The organism is Xanthobacter sp. 91, assembly GCF_000702385.1.
Taxonomy (GTDB): domain Bacteria; phylum Pseudomonadota; class Alphaproteobacteria; order Rhizobiales; family Xanthobacteraceae; genus Xanthobacter; species Xanthobacter aminoxidans.
Genome location: NZ_JNIB01000001.1, coordinates 3,691,216 through 3,710,373, shown reverse-complemented (window position 1 = coordinate 3,710,373; position 19,158 = coordinate 3,691,216). Strand labels below are relative to the sequence as shown.

The 19,158-nt window shown below is 65.5% G+C and carries 17 protein-coding genes and 3 tRNA genes; 16 read left to right on the top strand and 4 right to left on the bottom strand.

Features of this window, described 5'->3' with window-relative positions; genetic code table 11:
* Positions 1 to 10: 10 nt before the first annotated feature.
* The 6 genes from A37E_RS0117400 (at position 11) to A37E_RS0117375 (ending at position 5,908) form a co-directional block, all read left to right on the top strand.
* On the top strand, positions 11 to 526 hold the full coding sequence (locus A37E_RS0117400) for a 2Fe-2S iron-sulfur cluster-binding protein (RefSeq protein ID WP_029557782.1): 516 nt from the start codon (positions 11 to 13) through the stop codon (positions 524 to 526).
* Between the two features lie 33 nt (positions 527 to 559).
* Positions 560 to 1,171, top strand: a complete 612-nt coding sequence (locus tag A37E_RS0117395) for an Isoquinoline 1-oxidoreductase subunit (protein WP_245279367.1) — start codon at positions 560 to 562, stop codon at positions 1,169 to 1,171.
* A 45-nt stretch (positions 1,172 to 1,216) separates the two neighbouring features.
* Complete coding sequence (locus A37E_RS0117390; protein ID WP_029557780.1) at positions 1,217 to 2,314, top strand: hypothetical protein; 1,098 nt, start codon at positions 1,217 to 1,219, stop codon at positions 2,312 to 2,314.
* A 56-nt stretch (positions 2,315 to 2,370) separates the two neighbouring features.
* Complete coding sequence (locus tag A37E_RS0117385; protein WP_051679133.1) at positions 2,371 to 3,357, top strand: polysaccharide deacetylase; 987 nt, start codon at positions 2,371 to 2,373, stop codon at positions 3,355 to 3,357.
* Between the two features lie 352 nt (positions 3,358 to 3,709).
* On the top strand, positions 3,710 to 5,140 hold the full coding sequence (locus A37E_RS0117380) for a DUF1254 domain-containing protein (protein WP_029557778.1): 1,431 nt from the start codon (positions 3,710 to 3,712) through the stop codon (positions 5,138 to 5,140).
* A gap of 147 nt (positions 5,141 to 5,287) precedes the next feature.
* Positions 5,288 to 5,908 carry a hypothetical protein gene (locus tag A37E_RS0117375; RefSeq protein WP_029557777.1) on the top strand — a complete coding sequence of 207 codons (621 nt, stop codon included), beginning with the start codon at positions 5,288 to 5,290 and terminating at the stop codon, positions 5,906 to 5,908.
* 293 nt (positions 5,909 to 6,201) lie between these two features.
* Here the strand turns inward: A37E_RS0117375 and A37E_RS0117370 are convergent.
* Both A37E_RS0117370 and A37E_RS0117365 read right to left on the bottom strand, forming a co-directional pair.
* Positions 6,202 to 6,275 (bottom strand) — tRNA-Gly (locus tag A37E_RS0117370).
* A gap of 133 nt (positions 6,276 to 6,408) precedes the next feature.
* A tRNA-Tyr gene (locus tag A37E_RS0117365) sits at positions 6,409 to 6,493 on the bottom strand.
* Positions 6,494 to 6,793: 300 nt separating this feature from the next.
* Here A37E_RS0117365 and rlmB point away from each other — a divergent pair.
* The 9 genes from rlmB to A37E_RS0117325 all read left to right on the top strand — a co-directional run bounded on the left by rlmB (position 6,794) and on the right by A37E_RS0117325 (position 15,754).
* Positions 6,794 to 7,651: a 23S rRNA (guanosine(2251)-2'-O)-methyltransferase RlmB gene (gene rlmB, locus A37E_RS0117360; protein WP_029557776.1), complete on the top strand. Its 858-nt coding sequence runs from the start codon at positions 6,794 to 6,796 to the stop codon at positions 7,649 to 7,651.
* Positions 7,652 to 7,981: 330 nt separating this feature from the next.
* Positions 7,982 to 9,649: an MFS transporter gene (locus tag A37E_RS0117355; RefSeq protein ID WP_029557775.1), complete on the top strand. Its 1,668-nt coding sequence runs from the start codon at positions 7,982 to 7,984 to the stop codon at positions 9,647 to 9,649.
* Positions 9,650 to 9,776: 127 nt separating this feature from the next.
* Positions 9,777 to 9,851, top strand: a tRNA-Thr gene (locus A37E_RS0117350).
* 166 nt (positions 9,852 to 10,017) lie between these two features.
* Entirely contained in the window at positions 10,018 to 11,238 is a 1,221-nt protein-coding gene (locus A37E_RS0117345; protein WP_051679132.1) for an integrase arm-type DNA-binding domain-containing protein, read from the top strand.
* 182 nt (positions 11,239 to 11,420) lie between these two features.
* Positions 11,421 to 12,527 carry a hypothetical protein gene (locus tag A37E_RS27005; RefSeq protein ID WP_156026367.1) on the top strand — a complete coding sequence of 369 codons (1,107 nt, stop codon included), beginning with the start codon at positions 11,421 to 11,423 and terminating at the stop codon, positions 12,525 to 12,527.
* A 47-nt stretch (positions 12,528 to 12,574) separates the two neighbouring features.
* A complete protein-coding gene (locus A37E_RS0117340) occupies positions 12,575 to 12,820 on the top strand; it encodes a hypothetical protein (protein WP_029557773.1) in 246 nt (81 codons plus the stop codon).
* 341 nt (positions 12,821 to 13,161) lie between these two features.
* On the top strand, positions 13,162 to 13,401 hold the full coding sequence (locus tag A37E_RS0117335) for a transcriptional coactivator p15/PC4 family protein (protein WP_029557772.1): 240 nt from the start codon (positions 13,162 to 13,164) through the stop codon (positions 13,399 to 13,401).
* Complete coding sequence (locus A37E_RS0117330; protein WP_029557771.1) at positions 13,398 to 14,315, top strand: toprim domain-containing protein; 918 nt, start codon at positions 13,398 to 13,400, stop codon at positions 14,313 to 14,315. The genes A37E_RS0117335 and A37E_RS0117330 overlap by 4 nt, the downstream gene beginning before the upstream one ends.
* On the top strand, positions 14,312 to 15,754 hold the full coding sequence (locus A37E_RS0117325) for a phage/plasmid primase, P4 family (RefSeq protein ID WP_245279366.1): 1,443 nt from the start codon (positions 14,312 to 14,314) through the stop codon (positions 15,752 to 15,754). The genes A37E_RS0117330 and A37E_RS0117325 overlap by 4 nt, the downstream gene beginning before the upstream one ends.
* 399 nt (positions 15,755 to 16,153) lie before the next feature.
* Here A37E_RS0117325 and A37E_RS0117320 read toward each other — a convergent pair whose 3' ends face one another.
* Entirely contained in the window at positions 16,154 to 16,834 is a 681-nt protein-coding gene (locus A37E_RS0117320; RefSeq protein WP_029557769.1) for a recombinase family protein, read from the bottom strand.
* 354 nt (positions 16,835 to 17,188) lie between these two features.
* The gene (locus A37E_RS0117315) at positions 17,189 to 18,040 is read right to left on the bottom strand and encodes a LysR family transcriptional regulator (protein WP_051679131.1); all 852 of its coding nucleotides are present in this window, start codon (positions 18,038 to 18,040) and stop codon (positions 17,189 to 17,191) included.
* A 102-nt stretch (positions 18,041 to 18,142) separates the two neighbouring features.
* Between A37E_RS0117315 and A37E_RS0117310 the strand changes: the two genes are divergently transcribed.
* Entirely contained in the window at positions 18,143 to 19,123 is a 981-nt protein-coding gene (locus A37E_RS0117310; RefSeq protein ID WP_029557767.1) for a quinone oxidoreductase, read from the top strand.
* Positions 19,124 to 19,158 lie beyond the last annotated feature (35 nt).

The window sequence follows — 19,158 nt, the reverse complement described above, 5'->3', positions numbered from 1 at the left end:
GAGAAGCCGCTTGCCTCCGGTCTCACTCACCATCAACGGTCGCAGCCACGGTCCCATCGAGGTCCGCGAGGGCCTGAGCATGAACGACTTCCTGCGGGAAGTGCTGGGCATGACCGGCACCAAGTTCGGCTGCGGCGCCGCCCAGTGCCTCAGTTGCGCGGTCATCGTGGATCATGCGGACGGAACCAGTTCCACCACGCCCACCTGTATCGCGTCCGCCACCGACTTCAACACGCTCGCCATCCGCACCGTGGAGGGCCACGCGAAGAACGGCGAGCTGACGCCGCTGCAGAAGAGCTTCGTCGCCCATTTCGCCTTCCAGTGCGGCTATTGCACCCCCGGCTTCCTCAACGAGGGGCAGGTGTTGCTGGAGCGGCTGGAACGCTCGCCCATTCCCCGGGCCGATCTGGAGCGCACCATCGCCGAGGCCCTCGACGGCCATCTGTGCCGCTGCTCCGGCTACGTCAAATATCATCAGGCGGTGCGCGATGTCGTGCTCGCCGACCCCAAACGCTTCCTGACCTGAGGGGCTTCGATGCTGTTCGACAGGCGCCTCGCAATGACCCTACCTGCGGCGGCCCTCGCCGGGCTGCTGGCGGCAGCCGGGATCGCGCTTTCGGCGCCCGCAGGTACGCTTGCGGCACCCGCAGGTGCTCTTGCGCCGCCGGACGCTTTCGCCGCCATCGCCGATCCGGCACAGCGGTCGGCAGCCTATTTTGGTGAGCTCAGCAAGGTGCTCACCCACCCGCGCTGCACCAATTGCCACCCCGCCACGGATCGGCCCCGACAGGGGGATTCCGCACGTCTGCACCAGCCGCCGGTGACGCGTGGCACGGACGGGTTCGGCACCGCGAGCCTCAGGTGCGGCACCTGCCATCACGGCGAGAATTACGCGCCGGCCGGCGTGCCCGGCCATCCCGAATGGCATCTCGCGCCCGCCGAGATGGCCTGGGAAGGCAAGAGCCCGGCCGAAATCTGCATCCAGATCAAGGACCCGAGCCGCAACGGCGGACGATCGCTCGCCGATCTCATCGCCCATATCGGCGACGACACGCTGGTCGGCTGGGCCTGGCATCCCGGCGGCACGCGAACGCCCGCGCCGGGCTCGCAACAGGAGGCGAAAGCCCTGGTCAAGGCGTGGGTCGAGAGCGGCGCCGCCTGCCCCAAATGATCTGCCCCCAGCGACCCGCGCAAATGACATATGGAGGAGGAAAAGATGAAATACCGTTCCGTCGGATTGGCCGTGGCGGCGGCGCTCGCCGCAACGCCGCTGCCCGGCGCCCTCGCGGCCGAGCCACCGGCCTATCTCAAGCCCATCTCCGGGCCGCCGCAGCCGCTTTCCGCGCAGGATCTCGCCACCCGCAACGTCCTCCAGCTCAACACCACCATGTTCGCGCTGTACGACAATGCCGGCACCGCGTTTCGCCGCAACATCCTCGCCAGCCATCCGGTCATCCTGGCGCTGTTCTCGGGCGCCGGCGGCCGCATGATCCTCTACCGGCCGGGCCAGCCGCCGCTGGAGGCGCCTTCAGTGCCCAAGGCCTATCAGGTGATGAAGTCGCTCGGCCACAGCGCCATGGCCATTTCCGAGGTCGTGCTGCCGTATCTGGACACGCCGGCCGACACCTCCTGGGTCGCGCCCATGCGGGCCTATCTGAGTGAGACGAAGAGCGCGCTGGAGACCATCGGCGCGGCGGAGATGCCCGATGCGTGGCGGGCGAATTCCCGCGCCATCCTGGAGAACAACATCGCCTTCATGGAGGACAGCCTCGCCAAGGGCGTCGTCACCCTCGATGCGGTGCAGGCCTATGCGAAGAAGCAGGCGCCGGTCCTGCGCAATGCCATCGCCTGGGCGGCCCAGACGCAGGTCAAGCACTGGATGGGCGTGCTGGACGGCTGGAAGAAGGACCTCGGCGGCAGCTTCGATCAGGCCTTCGGCGCCAGCAACACCATCTATGTGGCCCGCCAGAACAACGTGCTGTTCAGCGTGCTCGCCCAGTATTTCGGTGAGAAGGCCATCAACGACCGCCTGTTCCTGATCGAGACCGTCTCCTTCACCACCACGCCGGAGGACATGCTGACCGCCGTGGTGCGCATCATCTCCGACCGCTCGGTGGGCGGACTGTTCTTCAACAGCGATCGGCTGATGGATTACGAGCTGATGGGAGGCGATGCCCGCAAGGCCATCATCGCGGAGATGAAGGCGCGCGGACAGGAGCCGTTCCTGCCGCCGCAGGTGCCGTTCGGCTCGAAGCAGTGGCCGGCGCTGATCTCCGGCGGATCGGGCGCCGCCTCCCTCGACGACCTCCATTGAACGACGCCCCGGGCGCGGCACATCCGTGCCTGGGACCATGCACAGGCAGGTGGGACATGCGCGCACCGATCTTCGCCCTTCTCCTCGCCGCCGTCGCGGCCCTCACCCCCGGGCGCGCTCCGGCGGCAGAGGGCGCTGGCACCGACTGGATCACCGGCCTGCCACGGCAGGACATTCCCGTCGCCGCATGGCCGGGCGGCAAGAAAGTCGCCGTGCTGTTCGTCCTCTATGTGGAGACGTGGGGCCACGGACAGGGGCCGAACTTCCGCCCCGACATGACCGGCCGCACGCCCGACCTCGTGGACGAGGGCTTTCGGCAATACGCCATCAATTTCGGCTTGCCCCGCACCGGCCGGCTGTTCAAGGAGATGGGCGTTCCCCTCAGCCTCGCGCTCAATGCCCAGTTCCCCAAGGCGCAGCCGCAGGTGTGGGCGACGCTGCGGGCGCTCGTTCCGTCAGCGCCCATCATCGCCCACGGGCTGAACAATTCCACCGACCTCCTGCCCCTGTCGGAGGGGCCGGCGGCGCAGCGGGCCTATATCCGCAAGACGCTGGACATGATCGAGGCAGACACCGGCGTGCGCTCCACCGGCTGGTCGAGCCCGAGCGTCTATCCCGATGCGCAGACCTTCGAGGCCACCGCCGCCGAAGGCATCCGCTACACCCTCGACGGGATGGATTCCGACGTGCTGGCGCGCCTCGACACCAAGCCGGCGCCGCTGGTGCTGGTGCCCTACCCGCCGAGCGTGGTGGACATGGGCCAGTATCTCTCCCGCTTCAAGGAAGCCGACGACCTCGCTCGCCTCTGGATCGACTACGTGCGCGAGTTGGCCCGCGAGGCGAAAGCCGATCCGGCGCGGCCGGCGACGGTGGTCGCCATCGGCATCCACCCCTTCGTCGTCGGCACGCCGGCGGGAGCGGCCGCCCTGCGGCGGGTGCTGGAGGCGCTGAAGGTCGAGGATCAGGTCTGGCTGGGCGACACGGAGGCGGTGATGCAGGCCGCCGGCCCGTCTTTGGCGAGTCCCGCTCCCGGCAAGAAGTGATGAAGCGTCCTCAAATACCGCTCATACCGAGATCTGGAGGGTGCGCCGGGGTTTGACGAGAAGTTGAAGCCAATTTTCGGCGGGGAAAAATGCGCAGCGCTCCCTTGACCCGCGAAGATCGACGAAATCGGCGCAGGCGTTGAATAAATCCTGTTTTAAGAAATGGCCTCCGAACGGACTGAGATTACTAACCTACCACCCGACGTATCGGCAGGTATCAACATATTTCCCCGCCCCCTGTGCGATGGCGCGCAAAGCAAAACGCGGCGCTTGGGCTTGAGATAACGTCCCGCCGCGCCGCAGGGCGGCTAGATGCAACGCAAGTTGCTCTTTATCGATTGGGGGATACGCAATGAAAGTTTCCAGGCGCACAGTTACGGCCGGTCTCGGCCTTCTGGGTGCAAGCTCAGCGCTTGGCTCTGCGCAGGCGGAAGGCTTCATCGGCGAAATGGTGACGGACGCGGAAGATCTGCGCGCCGCGTCGGATGCCTATATCTACGGCTACCCGCTCGTGACCATGGAGTTCACGCGCCGGGTGATGACCAATGTGGCCGCCCCCGAAGGCAGCCATGCGCCCATGGGGCAATTCGCGCGCCTGCGCACCTATCCCGATGCGAGCTTCCGCGACGTGACCGCGCCCAACGCGGACACGCTCTACACGATGACGTGGCTCGACGTGGCCAAGGAGCCGTGGATCGTCAGCATCCCCGACATGAAGGGGCGCTATTACCTCTTCCCCATGCTGGACGGCTGGACCAACGTGTTCCAGGTTCCCGGCACCCGCACCACGGGCACCGGCGCGCAGACCTATGCCATCACCGGCCCCGGCTGGAAGGGCACGCTCCCGGCCGGCGTCGTCCAGTACAAGTCGCCGACCGCGCTCGTCTGGCTGCTCGGCCGCATCTACTGCACCGGCACGCCGGAGGATTACGCCGCCGTCCATGCGCTGCAGGATGCCTGCAAGGTCTATCCCCTCAGCGCCTATGGCAAGGACTACACCCCGCCCGCCGGCAAGGTGGACCCGTCCGTCGACATGAAGACGGCTGTGCGCGAGCAGGTGAACGCCCTGAGCGGCGTCGAGTACTTCAAGCTTCTGGCGGAGCTGATGAAGACCAACCCGCCCGTTCCCGCCGATGCGCCCATCCTGCCGAAGCTCGCCGAGATCGGCATCGTGCCCGGCAAGGATTTCGACGCCAAGGCCGCCAATCCCGAAGTGCTCGACCGGGTGAAGAAGATCAGCGTCGACCGTGTCATGCTGCACATGGTCACCAGCGGAGACTTCAAGAACGTCAACGGCTGGCGCTACAGCACCAAGACCGGCCTCTACGGCACCGACTACATGCAGCGTGCGCTGATCACCGCCGTCGGGCTCGGTGCCAACCGCCCCGAGGACGCGATCTATCCCATCTCGCTGAAGTCCGGCAGCGGCGTCTTCGCGCGCAAGTACAACGGCGCGAACAAGTATGTGATGCACTTTCCCAAGGGGCAGCTGCCTCCGGTGAAGGGCTTCTGGTCCCTCACCATGTATGACGACAAGTATTTCTTCGTCGCCAATCCCATCAACCGCTACTCGATCAGCGCCCGGCAGAACCTGAAGGCCAACGCCGACGGCTCGATCGACCTCTACGTCCAGCACGACTCGCCGGGAGCGGACAAGGAATCGAACTGGCTGCCGGCACCGGCGGGCGAGTTCATCCTCATGCTGCGCATGTACTGGCCGAACCCCAAGAAGCCCTCGATCCTCGACGGCACCTGGACGATCCCTGAAGTCAAGGCGTCCTGACACCAGGGCGCTGGCTCCAGCGCCCCCCGCAGAGAAACGATCCGCCCTCCGGACGCAGGCGACCTCACCGGCCGCCTGCGTACAGGGCGTTCATTGACTGTTCCCGAACTCCCGGCCTGGTGCCGGGTCCACCAAAAGGAAAATGACATGACCTTTCGCACGCTGAAGCTGGCCATCGCTGCCGGCAGCCTTGCCGCCGCCAGCCTCGCCGCCGCCCTGCCGGCCGCGGCCCAGGCACCCGCCGTGCCGAAGCCCGAGGCGGTCGAGGTCGTGACCCTGCCGGGCGTCGGCAGCGCCACCGTCCTCACCTACAAGGTCCGCTTCGTCTCTGCCGATCCGGCGACCCGCCGGGTCGTGCTGGAGACCCCGGCCGGCAAGCGCTGGGCCGTCATCGCCCCGCCGCTGGTGGGCGACCTCACCGCCTTCCGCAACGGCCAGAGCCTGCTGATCCGCAAGCTGCCCGGCGTGGTCACCGCCATTGCCAAGCCCGCCAAGAACGAGCCCGCGGAAGTCCTGAACGAGGTCGTGGTGAATGACGGCCTGCCCGGCCTGCCCGAGGGCTTCGGCCTGCGCGAGGTGACGATCGTCGCCCCCGTCGTCGGCACCGATCCGGCCGCGGGCACCGTGAGCTTCCCCGGCCCGGATGGCTACCTGCGCACCCTGAAGGCCGCCAACGGCAAGGTTCTCAGCGACCTCCAGACGCTGCAGCAGGGTGTCAACGCGAAGTTCACCTACGTGGAAGGCCTCGCCATCAACGCGGTGCAGTGAACGGTCGCCTGACGACCGTTTGAAGGATTGGAACCTCGACCTCGGTGGGGTGTGCGATGTCGGCTCCGGGCCGCCGTGCAGCGAGCGAGGTTCCATGCCGTCAGGGGCTCCGAACGCCCCTGACGGCCGCTTTCGTTCTGGGGGGCGAAATCGTCACGGCCATCGGAGTCTCCCGCATCGCCGGCACGGTCGCGTCCCGACGAATCGGGGCGGTCAGCACCCGAGGCGATCGGCGCTCATGAGCCGGCTGGAACAGCGCGGACAGGCACGGTCTGAAATTCAGAAAACAGGGCTGGAGCGGGTGAAGGGAATCGAACCCTCGTATTCAGCTTGGAAGGCTGCTGCTCTACCATTGAGCTACACCCGCATGCCGGCTGGCTTAGCATGCCGGTTCAAAGGGCGGAAGAGGTGGCGGGCGACCGGACAGGCCGGCTCCCTCCTGCTTCCGCGGGCCGGCGGACACCGGCCCCGCGCTCGCGAGAGCGCATTGCGACGACGGGTGGTGGAGGGGGTTGGATTTGAACCAACGTAGGCAGAGCCAACGGATTTACAGTCCGTCCCCTTTAACCACTCGGGCACCCCTCCATAACGACGCCCGTCATCGCGGACCTTCATGCCGGAGCAGGAAGGCTTCGAGCCGGACTGGTGATGCAGGAAAGCGCCAGCGGCCGAAGGTGACGCAGAGCGTGAACTCAAATCGCCATCCGAGGCCGGGTTTATGTGAAAACACCGTGCCGAAGTCAACCGGAAATCGCCCGCCCATGCGCCTCGATCCCCGCCCCTGTGGACGGCCGGGCCGGCCGTGCCGCCGCAACCGGCACCGAAACGCCTGTCCGGGCCCCGCCGCCCCTTGCGCGCGGCGGCGGTGTCTGACAAAGCCACGTCATGTCTGATCGTCCGCCCCGCGAACCGCGCCGCCCCGGCGCCCGCCCGCCCTTCGCCGGCCGTGGCGGCCCGCGCCCATCCGGCGCGCCGTTTCCCCCACGCAAGGGCAAGGGTGGCGGCAAGCCGCCGCCGTGGGCCGGCGCGGACGATGTCGCGCTGCTCTATGGCTGGCACACGGTCGCCGAGGCGATCGGCAATCCCAAGCGGCGGTTCCGCAAGCTGATGGCGACGGAAAACGCGATCAACCGCCTCGCCGAGGAGGGACTTGTCCCGCCGGTTACGCCCGAGCTGGTGCGCCCCGGCGACATCGACAAGCTGCTGGGGCCTGATGCGGTGCATCAGGGGCTCCTGGCGGAGGTCGACCACCTGCGGTCGCCCCCGCTCAAGGATCTCGCGCAGAGCGAGCTTGTCCTCGTGCTCGACCAGATCACCGACCCGCACAATGTCGGCGCCATCGTGCGCTCGGCGGCGGCGTTCGGGGTGAGCGCCATCGTCACCACCGCCCGTCACAGCCCGGCGGCCACCGGTGTGCTGGCCAAGAGCGCGTCAGGCGGGCTGGAGCACGTGCCCTTCTGCCTCGTGCAGAATCTGTCGCGGGCGCTGACCGAGCTGAAGGACAACGGCATGCTGGTGGTCGGCCTCGACAGCGAGGGGCCGGCGGATATCGAGGACACCCGGTTGCGCGCGCCCCTCGCCCTGGTGCTGGGCGCCGAGGGCAAGGGCCTGCGCCAGCTCACCCGCGAGACGTGCGACGTGCTGGCCCGCATCGACCTGCCCGGCGCCATCAAGAGCCTCAACGTCTCCAATGCCGCTGCCTTGGCCCTCGGCATCGCCCGCCGCGCGCTGAAGAAGGGCTGACGCGGGGCAGGCCTGCCAAACGGCAGGCCACCATGCTGCGGCGCATGCATTTTTCGCCCTGCACCTAAGACCAATGACCAATCGTAAGGCTGCCACACCTTCGCCATGATACCGCTCGACGCGCCGTGCGCGTCCAGCCCTGCGGGATATCCGTGCGCCAACAATGACGCGGAACCCAGAGGGTCTACCGGAGGAACGCCCTGAGATCCGTCGCACTCCCGCGTGCGCACGGCGCGGTGGGCTTGCGCCGAAAAGACCCTCTCTCGCAGGACCTGTTGGGTCCGACATCCGCCGGCGGCGGAACCCGAAGCGATGGGAGGGATAGGTTCCATGAGCGTGACCACAGCGGGGGCGGCAGCCAAGCCTCGCCCCATGAGCCGGGAGGAGAAGAAGGTCATCTTCGCCTCGTCCCTGGGCACCGTCTTCGAGTGGTATGATTTCTATCTGTATGGCTCGCTGGCAGCCATCATCGGCGCGCAGTTCTTCTCCGCCTATCCGCCGGCCACGCGCGACATCTTCGCCCTGCTGGCCTTCGCCGCCGGCTTCCTGGTGCGCCCCTTCGGCGCCATCGTGTTCGGGCGCATCGGCGATCTCGTCGGCCGCAAGTACACCTTCCTCGTCACCATCCTCATCATGGGCCTGTCGACCTTCATCGTCGGCATCCTGCCCAATGCCGCCTCTATCGGCATCGCCGCCCCGATCATCCTGATCGGCCTGCGCCTGCTGCAGGGCCTCGCCCTCGGCGGTGAGTATGGCGGCGCCGCGACCTACGTGGCGGAGCACGCCCCGCACGGCCGCCGCGGCTTCTACACCTCGTGGATCCAGACCACGGCGACCCTCGGCCTGTTCCTGTCGCTGATCGTGATCCTGTTCACCCGCACCATCGTGGGTGAGCAGAACTTCGCGGCGTGGGGCTGGCGCGTGCCGTTCCTCGTCTCCATCGCGCTGCTCGGCGTCTCGGTCTGGATTCGTCTCCAGCTCTCCGAATCGCCGACCTTCCAGAAGATGAAGGAGGAGGGCACCACCTCGAAGGCACCGCTCTCGGAGGCCTTCGGCAAGTGGGGCAACCTCAAGGTGGTCCTGATCGCGCTGTTCGGCCTCGTCGCCGGCCAGGGCGTGGTCTGGTACACGGGCCAGTTCTATGCCCTGTTCTTCCTGCAATCGATCCTCAAGGTCGATGGCTACACCTCCAACCTGCTCATCGCGTGGTCGCTGGTGTTCGGCACGATGTTCTTCGTGTTCTTCGGCTGGCTGTCCGACAAGATCGGCCGCAAGCCGATCATCCTCGCCGGCTGCCTGATCGCCGCGGCGAGCTATTTCCCGCTGTTCAACATGATCACCACCTACGCCAACCCGGCGCTGGAGAAGGCGATCCAGAACATCCGGGTCACGGTTGTGTCCGATCCGGCGAACTGCGGCAGCCTCTTCAACCCGGTGGGCACCCGCATCTACACCCAGCCCTGCGACCTCGCCCGCGACTTCCTCGCGAAGTCCTCGGTGAAGTACTCGACCGAGGCCGGCCCCGCCGGTTCCCCGGTGCAGCTGAAGGTCAACGACACGGTCGTGCCCTACAGCCCCGACTTCAACAAGACGGCCCTCGCGGCGCTCCAGACGGCGGGCTACCCGTCGGCGGCGACCAACAAGGACGTCGTGAAGATGGCGCATCCGTTCGACATCTTCCGCCCGCAGGTGGCGGCGGTGATCGGGCTGCTGTTCATCCTCGTGCTGTTCGTGACCATGGTGTACGGCCCGATCGCGGCAGCTCTGGTCGAGCTGTTCCCGGCCCGCATCCGCTACACCTCCATGTCGCTGCCCTACCACATCGGCAACGGCTGGTTCGGCGGCCTGCTGCCGGCCACCGCCTTCGCCATGGTGGCCGCCACCGGCGACATCTACTACGGCCTCTGGTACCCGATCGTGATCGCGCTGATGACCTTCGTCATCGGTCTTCTGTTCGTGCCCGAGACCAAGGATCGCAACATCGATCACTGGCACTGAGGTTGCGCGCGGCCCCGCCGCGCGTCTCCCCGCAATCGAACGGCTCCGCCCAAGGCGGGGCCGTTTTCATTTCCCCCTGCTCCCGGCTTGTTCAGCCCTTGGCGCGCTGGTAGAGCATGGGGCCGGAGCCGGGTTAGCACAGCGGTAGTGCAGCGGTTTTGTAAACCGAAGGTCGGGGGTTCGATCCCCTCACCCGGCACCATTCCCCCCTTCTCTGACATTCACTGACGTAAAGAAAATGGCCCAGATACAGGGCTTTTCGCGAGATCGGCGTTAGTGGGCATAAGCCCTCAGCTGTTGGCATTCAGCGGATTTGTTGGCATGATTGTTGGCATCGTCAGGTGCCAACAAATCCGGATGCCAACAATATGGCGCTTTCTGATGTCGCCGTTCGTTCCGCCAAACCCCAGCCGCGTCCCGTGAAGTTGTCTGACGGAGGCGGCCTCCACCTGCTGGTCACGCCCACGGGCGGCCGTCTTTGGCGCCTGGCTTACCGATTCGAAGGCAAACAGAAGCAGCTCGCGCTCGGCGCCTACCCGGCGGTTGGGCTCGCCGACGCCCGAAAAGCACGGGACGCGGCAAAGTCGGCTTTGGCGGCAGGTGTCGATCCAGCCGCGAAGGCAAAGGCGGAGAAAGCTGCGCGTCAGACGGCGGCAGCGAACACGTTCAATCTCATCGCCGACGAGCTTCTGGAAAAGCTGGCTCAGGAAAATCGGTCCGCCACAACGCTGGACAAGGTCGCCTGGCTGTTGGGGTTCGCCAGGGAGGAACTTGGAAATCGCCCAATCTCGGAGATCACCGCGGCAGAGGTGCTCTCCGTGTTGAAAAAGATGGAGGCACGGGGCCGACATGAAAGTGCCGGCCGGCTCCGATCGACGATTGGACGCGTTTTCCGATATGCGGCTGCGACAGCTCGCACGGATCGAGATCCAACCCTCGCCTTGAAGGGGTCTCTCGTCACACCGACGGTCGTGCATCGTCCGGCAGTGACCGACCCGAAAGCCTTTGGAGCGCTGCTTCGGGCCATTGCGGGCTTCGACGGGCAACCCACGACAAGAGCTGCACTGCAGCTCATGCCGATCCTCTTTCCGAGGCCCGGCGAACTCAGGATGGCGGAATGGAGAGAGTTCGACCTCGAAAAGGCCGAATGGACCATTCCGGCGGCGCGCATGAAGATGCGACGTCCGCATAGGAGCCCCCTCCCCCAACAGGCAGTATCGATCCTCAAGCGGCTGCACCAGATCACAGGACGGGGACGGCTGGCCTTCCCTTCTATCCGCACCGTGCTCCGCCCAATCAGCGAAAACACGATGAACGCGGCCCTCCGACGGCTAGGCTATGCGAACGACGAAGTCACCCCTCACGGCTTTCGGGCCACCGCGTCCACGCTGCTGAACGAGAGCGGCCTGTGGCACGCGGACGCCATCGAGCGCCAGCTTGCCCATCTCGACGGCAATGCAGTTCGAAAAGCATATGCCCGCGGCGAGCACTGGGACGAGCGCGTCCGGATGATGCAGTGGTGGGCGGACCACCTCGACGCATTGGCGAGCGCGACGCCGGTGGATAATCCAGCCGACACCGGCGATTGACGGCAGCAGTCGGAAGGCGCTCAGCCGGTGGAAAACGGGTACAGCGCTGCAGCGTGGATCATAGGGTCGGCCAGCCTACTTCCGAGCTGGACCAGATGTGGTATTTATAACTGCGAACATCCACTAGCCATTGGGGAGAAGCTCCACGACCCACGCTTAGGTGTGAACTTTGGAGGTCACCGATGGGTGCCGCGAAAAATACTCGCCACGCCGCCACTTGCCGTGGGGCGGGATACTGGAACGCCGCTCAGGCGGTGGTAATGATCGCGACTGGCGACGACCGTCTAGCCACGCGAGCTACTGCATATGGGCGAGCTGCCCTAAGCAAGCTTGGTCCTGCTTTTTATCTGGCTTGCAGTGAGTTAGAGAGCGCGTGCAAAAGCTTCGCTCCGTCATTTTCAGGGAACGAAGAGCGCGGCATTCAAGTCCTAGCTGTACCCAGCGATGGATCCGATGGCCCCCTAGAAGTTATCGAACCAGCAGACCTCCTAGGCCTTCGCCTTCGTCTGGCCGACAACGCTTTGGCTTTCTGCACGTCGCGATCAGTCGAATTTAAGAATCTTCATTTTGATCGATCAGCCATCGTCCGTTTAGCGGCTCTAAAGCGCCAAATGGCGAGAGATGAACACTTTCGACGCATTGCTGAAATCGAGGCGTTGAGCAAGATCAACTGGTGCTCGCTCGGAGATACAGTTCGGCTGATGATGGCTTTCTCGGATAGTGAAGGGATGCAGCTCGCTGCAATCTGCGACGTTGACACCGTTAACCGCCACAGCCTCCCCAAAAATCTGGTTTGGATCTATGGCGTGGAGCTCGCGGCCTCGACCCACGGGAGAGCCATGAAGATTTGGGCTCGTGCCAAAGCCAACCTACTGCACCGCCTGCAGGCCGGGGAAGTGAAAGCTTTCGGTGAAGGAGGTGAAATCAGGCCAGACGAATGGAGTGATGTCGCAACACTGGATGGTAAAAATTTGAACATATGGGGCAGCTCTCTTGGAAATCACGAAAAAATTCGAGTAGGCCCCTTGAATAGCGCTAACCTACCAGAGCGGAAGTCTCCGCCGCCATCGGCTGAGCTAGACAAAATTTACGTCGAAATTGTCGCCCCGATGCTCCTGTCAGCACCCGCAGAAGAAGCTTTTCTGAGGAAGCATTACAACGTCAAACGGTGGGTCGCGCGCGAGTTGCGTGCGAGGCTCGCCCATCGACGATCTGGACGGCCCGCACTTCAATCTCACAATCCTCGCCGGGAACCTCGCCACGGCGAGGATGCCGGACCGCTATTATAAATGTCTGCTCACGAGCATTCCTGGTTCGAAATGCCCGTGAGGTTAGAATGTCCATTGGCTGCGCCGAGCACATCCCGCAAACGAAAGAGGCGGCAGGCCGCCGGCCCCGTCTGCAAGAGATAAAACACTTCTGTGCTGACTACAGCATCAGCCATGTGACCGCGTACAAGCTCATCCACGAACAGGCCATCGAAGCAGTCAAGCTCGGTCGGAAAACCCTGATCGTGGTGGAGTCGGCGGACGCCTGGGCAGCATCGCTCCCGCGGATGAAGCCTAAGACGCGGGCGGCTTGAGCGATGGCCGCAACGAAAAGCCCCACGCCGGGGTGGGATCGGCGCGGGGCTCTTGGGCAAACCGTTCAGGCGAGCGGTGACCAGGAGCTTCCCTCTTCCCCATTCGTGCCTCAACGCACCGGCACCCGCCCTGCACATCAGGCGGTAATCCTAAGCCACGGCATCCAACGGTGTTCGCCCAGCGATAGAGCCGGCCGGCCGGTGTTCGTCGTCGAAACCGCCTCGGAGAATGGCACCGTTCGGCTGGTCGCGATTTGTTGGACGCGGAAAGCCGCGGATGACGAAGTGCTCCGCCATCTGGTGCCGGGCATGGCGTTCGTCGATCGGACGGGAGGCGGGTCATGAAGAGCCCGTCCCCGATCACCGTCGCGGAGTGGCCAAAGAATGGCAAGGAAACGCTGCGGGTCCAACTGACGGAGTACCAAGGGCGCCCAATCATCGATCTGCGCGTCTGGTACGAGGGCCGGGACGGTGAGCTACGCCCCTCTCGCTCTGGCCTCACCTGCTCCACATCGCACGTCGAGCGGCTTGCTGATGCCCTCGCCGAGGCCTTATCGCAGCTGAAGGCTGCTCGTCGATGACGGCCGCCCTCTCCCTTTCCCAGCTGGCCCGTGTCCTCGGCGGGGATGTCGCCGGCGCGCAGGTGCTGGCGCCTGGGCCCGGCCATTCGCCGAAAGACCGTAGCCTAAGCGTCCGTTTGGCGGCTTCGGCGCCCGACGGCTTTGTCGTCCACAGCCATTGCGGCGACGACTGGCAGACGTGTCGCGATCATGTTGCCGAGCGGCTGGGCATACGCCGAGGATTCGAGCCGCGCCGGTCGGAACCGGTGACGGCACCGCGCCGCGTCGAGCATCCCCGGCCCGAGCCGATAGCCGGTGATGACGACGCTGCCCAGCGGATCGCGACAGCGCTACGCATCTGGGACGAGGCGTTGGATCCCCGCGGAACGGTGGTCGACGCGTATCTGCGTGCTCGCGGTCTCGCTATCGAGGACGGCATGGCCGGCGTCGTGCTCCGCTTGCATCCAGCACTCCGCTTCGAGAGCGGGACCGTGCCTGGAATGATGGGGCTCTATCGCGACATCCGAACTGATGAGCCGTGCGGCATTCACCGCACCTTTCTCGGTCCCGACGGCCAGAAACTCGGTCGGAAGATGCTCGGGCGCGCCAAGGGCGCCGCCATCAAGCTCGATAGCGACGACACCGTGGCACTCGGGCTGACCATCGGCGAGGGCATCGAGACGGCGCTCTCCGGTCGGATCGCGGGATTTCGCCCAGCTTGGGCACTGGGCTCAGCTGGAGCGATCGCGGACTTCCCCGTCCTGTCGGGCGTCGAGTGCCTCACGGTACTCGGAGAGACCGATGACACCGGCGCGAACGAGCGCGCTGTGCGCGTCTGTGCCCAGCGCTGGCTCAATGCTGGCGTCGAGGTTCAGGTTATTCGGCCGAGGCGACGGGGAGATCTCAACGACGTGCTTCAGGGAGGGCTTCGTTGACCAGCGCCTCCTCCGAACTGCTCGCCAAGCTCGACGTGCAGGTTCTCCGCCCGGAGGATCAGTCCTCCACGAACGCAGGGGAATCGAAGCCCACGGGTCGCAGGGGCTCGAACGAGCTCGTTACCGAGGACAATGCTGCGCGGCTCTTCGCCGAGGAGTACGGGGGCAAGCTCAGGTATTGCCATAGTCGGGGCTCTTGGTTTCGGTGGGACGGTGTTGTCTGGCGCATGGATCAGACGAGGCTCGCATTTGACTGGGCGAGATGCCTCGCGCGCGAGCTGGCGACGAACGAGCCCGACCGTGTTCGCTTCATCGTCGGGAAAACCAGCTTCGCCTCCGGCGTAGAGAAGTTTGCCCAAGCCGACAGAGCGTTTGCCCGAACTGCTGCCGATTGGGACGGCGACCCGCTATTGTTGGGCACCCCCTCGGGAACGGTCGATCTTCGGACCGGCCGCCTTCGGCCCGGGAAGCCCGACGATGGAATTACGAAGCTCACGGGATGCGGCCCCTCACCGGCACCGGCCTGCCCCCGCTGGATGCGGTTTCTGGAAGAGGCCACGGGGGGCGATCCGGATTTCATCCGCTTCCTGCAGCAGTGGTGCGGATATTGCCTCACCGGCGACACGCGCGAGCATGCCCTCGTCTTCCTGCATGGGATGGGAGGGAACGGAAAGTCTGTGTTCCTCAACGTGTTGCTGGGGATCCTCTTCGACTACGCCATCATGGCCGCAATGGACACCTTCACCGCTTCACGTTCCGAGAAGCACCCGACCGACCTTGCCATGCTCAATGGCGCCCGGGTCGTCACGGCATCGGAAACTGAAGAGGGGCGTGCTTGGGCTGAGGCTCGCATTAAGCAGATGACCGGTGGCGACACCATCACGGCACGGTTCATGCGGCAGGACTTCTTCAGCTTTCGGCCGACGTTCAAGCTGACGATCGTCGGCAACCACAAGCCGGCGCTGCGCAATGTCGATGATGCTGCTCGCCGCAGGTTCAACATCGTGCCGTTCACCCGGAAGCCGGCGAAGCCTGATCCCGAGCTGGAGGCGAAGCTGAAGGAGGAATGGCCCGGCATCTTGCGATGGATGATCGAAGGCTGCCTGGACTGGCAGATGAATGGCCTAATCCGGCCGGCGATCATCGCTGACGCCACCCAAAGCTACTTCCTGGATCAGGATGTCCTCGGCCAATGGCTCGAGGAGAAATGCGAGGTCGATCGCGACAATGGCGCGTTGTGGGACCGGACCAGCGATCTGTTCGAATCCTGGGCCCAGTTCGCCCGCGCTGCCGGCGAAGAGGCTGGCACGGTGAAGTCGTTCAATGATGCCCTTCAGCGCAAGGGCTTCGTCCCCCATCGGAAGACGGCCGGCCGCGGCTTCAGGGGAGTGCGCTGCCGCTCAGAAATTACCAGCCCGCCTGCGTGGAATGACGGATGACGCTTAATGACGGGTTTTTCTATTCCACGCTCCTATACGCGTACACGCGCGCGCAATAGGGGGCCTATGGCGTAAAACCCGACATAACCCGTCATCCGTCATTTTGCATGCGTCAGATGTGGAATGTGAGCCGGTTCGGCTGAGGTCCCCACAATGCCCGACGAAGTCACTTGGAGCGTGTAGGAGAGGCACTGAAGCCGAAGGAACAGCGGGTTGTGGAGGTGAGGTAGGTCCACCGCGCAACGCGTCCGGCAACCTTCTTTGACCCCTCGCCGACCGCCCGGCCACCGCGTCACGCGACCGCCCGTCCTCCCGGCCCGCCGGGAAGCGCGCGGGACGCAGAGCAGTGCGGGAAGGATCGGTGGGAAGGTGCGGTCGGCACTCGACGCAGAGCCGGGCTCAGCCGGCAGCCAGGCGCTTCCGGAGCCGGGCGACGCCTGCGGCGGTCCAGCCTTCAGCGCCGTTGACGCTCGGAACGCCCTCGGCTTCTAGTGCTGCGGCCACCGTGCGGAGGGACAGGGCACCGTGCGGATCGATGCGAGAAAGGATCGGCGCCAGGGACCGGGCGCGCTCGTCGGCGTTCTGCTGGCGCGCCTCGCGGGCCTTCGCCAGATCCTCCGCCCGGCCGACATAGCCGCGATCCCCGCCGAGCTTGACGCCGCGGGCCTTTGCAGCGGCCAGCGCTGCCTTTGTCCGGGCACCGATCATGCGGCGCTCCTCCTCGGCCACCATCGCCATGATTCCGACGGTGAGCCGGTTCGCGGAGGGCATGTCCGTTGCGACGAACTCCACGCCGGCCTTTTGCAGGCCCAGCAGGAAGTGGGCATCGCGAGCGAGACGATCGAGCTTCGCGACCACCAGCGTCGCCTTCTTCGCCTTGCACAGCGCCAGCGCCAGCGCCAGTTCCGGCCGATCGTCGCGCTTCCCGCTCTCGACCTCCACCACCTCGGCCAGCAGCTTCCAGCGGCCCCCGTTGAGGAAGTCGGCAACGGCCTGGCGCTGGGCTTCGAGGCCGAGCCCGGACCTGCCCTGCTTGTCGGTGGACACCCGCAGGTAGGAGACAAACCGTCCATCAGCCATCGTTCCGACCCCTGTATCGCGAACATCATCCTTCGTTGATGATGACGATACATGCATCGCGAACGCCTGCAAGTCCTTTATTTGCAACGCCTCGCGCGTGATCCTGCCCGTTTCTCCTGCGATGGCAAGCAGGCCGACCGGCACCCCTTTTCCGGCTCGGCCCTGCGCCGGCCGACGGGGCGCCCCCCACCCTGGGGCCATTGCACATGCGAACGCGCGGGAGGGGGTGGGGGGCAAAAACCGGGCCCGCCTTCGGGGCTCCTGCTTCGCCCACACAACAGGCCCGAAAACGATCCGGGGTTCAGGATTTTTCTGGCTCGGATATCGTCCCGGAAATGTCCGCGCCGCATCCGCTCAGCGGTGGTTCAGTTCGCGGCACACCTCGATGACATGGTTCATGACCGCCCTCACGCGGGCTGCGCGCCTAAGGTCGGGGTGAACCACGAGCCAGAGTTCCCGCGAGACCTCGCCCTCCATCACGCAGGTTAGATCGTCCTGCCTTGCCAGCACGTGAGGGAGAGCGGCGAGGCCGATGCCCGCGCGCACCGCCGAGATGAGGCTGGAGAGATCGTTGCTCTGAAACACGATGGGGCGACCTTGCGCCACCGTTTCGAGCCAGATCTGCTGCGGGGAGCGAGCCAGTTCCTCGTCATAGCCTAGATAGACGCGGCGCGGCTCCGGCGTCGCCTCCACATAGGCCCGTGCCCCATAGAGCCCGTAGGCGAGGCTGCCCAGGCGTCGGGCGACCAGCCCCTTCTCCTGCGGTCGCGACAGGCGAAGTGCAAGGTCCGCCTCGTTCCGAGACAGGCGCGCGGCGGCAGGTGTGCCGGAAACATCGACTTTGAGGTCGGGATGGCGAGCGAGCAGCGGCGCGAGGCGTGGCACCAGCCAGTGGCTCGCAAGCGCAGGCGGCGCGCTGATCCGGACCCGCCCGACAATCCCCGGCGCGGCGCCGGATGCGAAGCGCTGCACCCCGTGCACCGCCTGTTCCACGAGACCTGCGCGATCCAGCAACTGCTCCCCGTCCTCGGTGAGTGCGTATCCGCGCGGCAGGCGGTCGAAGAGCTTCAGGGCCAGCGCCTCTTCCAACGCAGCGATGCGCCGGGAGACGGTGGAATGGTCGGCATCGAGCTGTCGCGCGGCCTTGGACAGGCTACCGGACCGCGCCAGCTCGACAAAGAAGCGGAGGTCGTCCCAGTTCAGCATCGGCACATCTGCGCAAAAATCCCCAGGAAGTGCGCATTTATCAGGAATTTCTGCCCAGAACCATCGCGGCTAGGGTTCCAGCGACCTCACAGGGGATCCGCGATGAACACCACCTTCGCCATAGAGTTGACCGCGCCCGGCGGCATAGAGTGCTTGTGCGCCGCAAACCGCACCCTTCCCGCTCCAGGGCCCGGAGAAGTCCGCATCCGCCATACCGCGATCGGCGTGAACTTCGTCGACATTTACCAGCGCAGCGGCCTCTATCCGGTCGGCGAAATGCCAGCCGTGCTTGGGGTGGAGGGCGCAGGCGTGGTCGAGGAGATCGGCCCGGATGTGCGTGATGTGGCTGCAGGCGAGCGCGTGGCTTACGCCGGCTTGCCATTGGGGGGATATGCGCAGGCCCGCAACATTCCTGCGAGCCGGCTCATCCGCATTCCGGATGGGATCGAAGACCGTATCGCCGCAGCGGCCATGCTGCGCGGTGTCACCGCCCACATGCTATTGCGGCGCGTGTTTCTGGTGGGAGCCGACACAACCATCCTTCTCCACGCCGCTGCTGGCGGGCTGGGGCTGCTGGTGACCGCATGGGCGAAGCGGCTTGGCGCGCGCGTGATCGGCACCGCCGGTTCGCCCGCCAAGGCGGAACTGGCCCTCGCCCAGGGTGCCGACCATGTGATCCTCTACAGAGAGCAGGATTTCGTCGCCGAGGTTCGCCGTCTGACCGATGGATGCGGCGTGGACTTTGCGATTGATGGCATCGGGGGCGAGACGCTCGTTCGAACGCTGGATACCGTGCGCCCTTTCGGAATGGTGGCGAGCATCGGCCAGGCTTCCGGCTCGCTGCCGCAACTGCCTCTGACGGAGCTTGGCGCGCGCCGCTCTCTGGCCCTTAGCCGGCCGAGCGTGTTCGCATATGCAGCCGATCTCTCCGCCTACCGGCCGGCAGCGGAAGATCTGTTCAGCGAGATCACCGCCGGGCTGCCTGTGACCATTGGGACCGAATTGCCACTCGCTCGCGTCGCCGATGCCCACATCATGCTCGAGCGAGGCGAAACCACGGGATCGCTGCTTTTGGTGCCGTAGGGTTCGTCGGAATGAAGCTCCAGCTTCGGCGAGTG